The 3,403-nt window shown below is 53.1% G+C and carries 4 protein-coding genes; 1 reads left to right on the forward strand and 3 read right to left on the reverse strand.

Translation table 11 applies throughout. The annotated features are described in order from the left end of the window. Positions 1-837: terminase family protein (locus PHF39_RS13865; protein WP_300225173.1), on the reverse strand; the 837-nt coding region annotated here is incomplete at its 3' end. Positions 838-868: 31 nt separating this feature from the next. Beyond that, complete coding sequence (locus tag PHF39_RS13870) at positions 869-1,471, reverse strand: hypothetical protein (protein ID WP_300225175.1); 603 nt, start codon at positions 1,469-1,471, stop codon at positions 869-871. 685 nt (positions 1,472-2,156) lie between these two features. On the opposite strand from PHF39_RS13870, the gene PHF39_RS13875 reads away from it, so the two are divergent. Next, a complete protein-coding gene (locus PHF39_RS13875) occupies positions 2,157-2,798 on the forward strand; it encodes a metallophosphoesterase (RefSeq protein ID WP_300225177.1) in 642 nt (213 codons plus the stop codon). Positions 2,799-3,165: 367 nt separating this feature from the next. Here the strand turns inward: PHF39_RS13875 and PHF39_RS13880 are convergent. Beyond that, on the reverse strand, positions 3,166-3,403 hold a 238-nt coding region (locus tag PHF39_RS13880), incomplete at its 5' end, for a CYTH domain-containing protein (protein ID WP_300225180.1).

The following is a 3,403-nucleotide window of genomic DNA, read 5'->3' on the forward strand; positions in this document are numbered from 1 at the left end:
TGCGGACCGCTCCCAGTACTGGAAGAACGCCCGCTTGAACTTGCCACCCTCCGGATCGCCCGGGGTCTGCATGTAGAGGCAGTTCCACCAGTATGCGTGCACGGCCGTCTTCGTCTTGAGCAGTTCCTCCAGGGAGAACCGTTCCGGCCAGAGTGCATCACCAGGAGCACGACCGAGCGGATCCGCTTCGCCCGCGATTGCGGGTAGGTTGAGGATCTCCCAGGTCTCCCCATCTGCCTGCTCCATCTCCCCGATGAGGTGCCCCGCCAGGTCACCCTTGTGCCAACGGGTCTGAATGAGGATGACGGCGCCACCCGGGGCCAGCCGCGTACGAAGGACTGACTGATACCAGTTGATCACTTTCTTCCGCTTCGTTGGCGAGTGCGAGTCCTCCTCCCCTTTGAATGGATCGTCAATGATCGCGACGTGTGCACCACGACCGGTCAGCGGTCCGCCCGCACCAACAGAAATGAGCCCGCCCCGGTACTTTTTCCCGGTTCTGGCATCGATAACAGCCCAACGGTTGACGGCTTTTGAATCCTGCGCGAGAGAGATATCAAACAACTCTCCCCCGAATTCTCGGATCACCTCGCGATCGATACGCGAGAAATCTTCCGCGATCTCTGCAGCGTATGACGTCAGGATAATCTCATGGTCCGGATGTTTACCCAGATACCAAGCCGGAAAATGCTTGCTGGTTACTTCCGACTTTCCATGCCGAGGGGGCATGGTGATGATCAGGCGCTTGATTTCGCCCCGTTCAACAGCTTCGAGCTTGCTGCAGAGCAGGTCCAGGTGCTTGGCCCGCTGCCACTGCCCCCGGCCCGTATACTCCATGAAGTACGCGAGATCGATATTTGCCAGGAGGTTACTTTCCCACGATGGACCGGAGCTGTTCGGCGAGGCGGCGCTGGCACTCAGGGCACATCACCCCCAGGACCGCGGCTTTGAATTCCTTGAACTGGTTTTCCACGATCGTGATGTTCACCTGGGGCTGGTCCGGCAGGTCACCCAGGAGCTTGGCCTGCAGCAACAGCTGGGACTCGATCCGCGTGATGGCAGCCAGGGCAAGGTATCCACCTGAAACACCCCCGACGAACTTCCCCTGCTGATCCTTCAGGCTGTCCAGGATCGCCCGCGTCTCGGTGTTGACGTCCCGCAGCTGCTGCACGGCATCGAGCCGCCCCCGGGCCGCGGCATCACGGATCTCGGCCTGTCGCTGCTCGCGGACCGCGGTCGGGTCCTGCTGCTGCGATACGCCGACAGGAGTCACTGCAACGACAGGTGCTGCTGGTGGCCGTGACAGGGCATCGAAGTATCTCTGGACGCTCTGGAATTTGATCGTTTTTCCCGATTCTTCAGTGAGGATCCGAGCGATATCTCGTACCGAGTATTGCGGTTCGATGCTACTTCGGAGGGCATTTGCTCGCGCTTCAAGACCAAGTTTGACAATCCGGTTTGTACCGGCCATGTACCACCATGTTCCAGAATTATTCCGGTACACTTTGATAAAGTGTGGTCGGGTTCCTGGCTTGTTGTGGTGTTCTGGATCCGGTATTGTTTATTTTTATATCTTGTTTTTATTCTCTCTAAAAAATGAGTGAAAATAAGAGATCTGGAGGTATTTAAAGAAAACTCTTATTTTAAGAAAAGAGCAGCAAATAGGGCTTAAGAGCAGGAGAAGACTATAATGTAGGAAGTCCCTTGGGGAAATGAAATGAAATACTTTGCGAAAATGAAACTGTGCTGCTTCTGCTGCTCTCTATCTGCACTTTGGGCTTATTTTTTTGAAGAGGGTTCATAGAGAGATGAAATATATAATATATTTATCTGAAGTAAAATTAAAAGTAATTTGGGCGTATCCGGTTTTGAATCATAACCGCTGTCTCTATCAAAAGAACCTTATTGTCATACATCTGAAGAAAATCATACATGCTGGACTCAAATATGAATAGTGTGGTCCTGGATCAAAATGCGCGGTCTGATCATACTTGCATGCAGCATCATGAGCGGAAAACCGCAGGCTGCTATATGGCCTATAGGCGGTAGAATTATTATCGCAGACAACGAATATATTAGGGGGCCGGAAAACTCGTTCTTATCGCCCCTATTTGCCGGGAGATAAGGTTTTTACAACGCCCTTCAAATCATATACCATGAAAGATGTGCTGCTTATAGCAGATCTCCATGGTCAATTCGGTAAAATTGATTCATTTCTGGAGCTTTCTCCGGAAGCGGTATTTATTGCAGGCGATATCACCAATATGGGTCCCGTTGACGTAGTCGATGACGTGCTCTCACGCATCGATGTGCCCTGTTTTGCCGTGCCCGGCAACTGTGACCCCCGTGAGATCCTCGAGACGCTCGAACACTCCGACACAGTGTGCGTGCACGGATCTTCGATGAACCTTGGCAAAATGACCATCGTAGGAGTCGGCGGGTCGAACCCGACACCTTTCGGCACCCCGTTCGAGATGACCGACAAGCAGATCGATGATGTCCTGAACAGCGCAATGAAGAAGATGGAAAAAGCTGTCCACAACATCCTTCTCTGCCATGCACCGCCTTACGAGACCCTTGACAAACCTGCAGGAGAGCACGTGGGGAGCCAGAGCATCCGCAGGCACCTGAAGTCCTTTGACCTTGTCTGCTGCGCCCACATTCACGAGGCCCGCGGCGTCATGGAAGTCGACGGCGTGAAGGTCGTTAACCCCGGCCCGGCAATGGACGGGCACTGCGCCATGCTCCATTTCGGCACCGATGCACGTGACATCAGGATTGAGATGCTGACGGTATAGACGGCAGAAGGCGGGAGATCCGCCAAAAACCATCCTTTTTCTTCATTATTGTCTTTTTTAGTTTCCTCATTGATCGGATTCCCGCTGGCTATTGGCGCTCGTATCACTCACTGAAAACTGCCGTAACCCGATTTACCTGGAATATGGGTAGAAATGAATCTGCTCCTGAGGCAGGTCGGCTGGCCCGGGGAAGTACCATGTCGCGTGCCCGATACCATTCGCTGGTCTCGTCTCTTTTCTCTGGGGATACTATCATCTTGTTGTAAAAGAATTGCCAGAATAAGGGGACAGTTGCCCGGGGCAGTGAACGAGTGCCAGTATGAGGGTAAAAAAATAAGTGCAAAAAGGGCAGGACGATAGTTGCTGGTTATGGGCCGTTTTTCCGCTTTGCAAGGACCAGTTCCAGGTAGGACTCAAGAATCGGTGTGCCATCGGTCCCAATCTCCCTGGCGATCTTCTCGATAAGAACAGTCGGATTTTCCCTGTCATTCTCGGCGATAATCTCGATCTCGGCAAATGTCCCGAGTTCTTCAACCTGGTCAAGGGCGATCGAGGCACGGCCCAGCCGGTAGTTCTCGCGCCACTTGTTCACTTCAAGGGTTTTT

Origin of the sequence: Methanoregula sp. (assembly GCF_028712425.1) — an archaeon.
In the GTDB taxonomy this organism is placed as follows: Archaea; Halobacteriota; Methanomicrobia; order Methanomicrobiales; family Methanospirillaceae; genus Methanoregula.

Excerpts from the sequence above, each read along its gene's own strand:
- PHF39_RS13870 (WP_300225175.1), bottom strand. The coding sequence starts at position 1,471 with ATGGCCGGTACAAACCGGATTGTCAAACTTGGTCTTGAAGCGCGAGCA.
- PHF39_RS13875 (WP_300225177.1), top strand. The coding sequence starts at position 2,157 with ATGAAAGATGTGCTGCTTATAGCAGATCTCCATGGTCAATTCGGTAAA.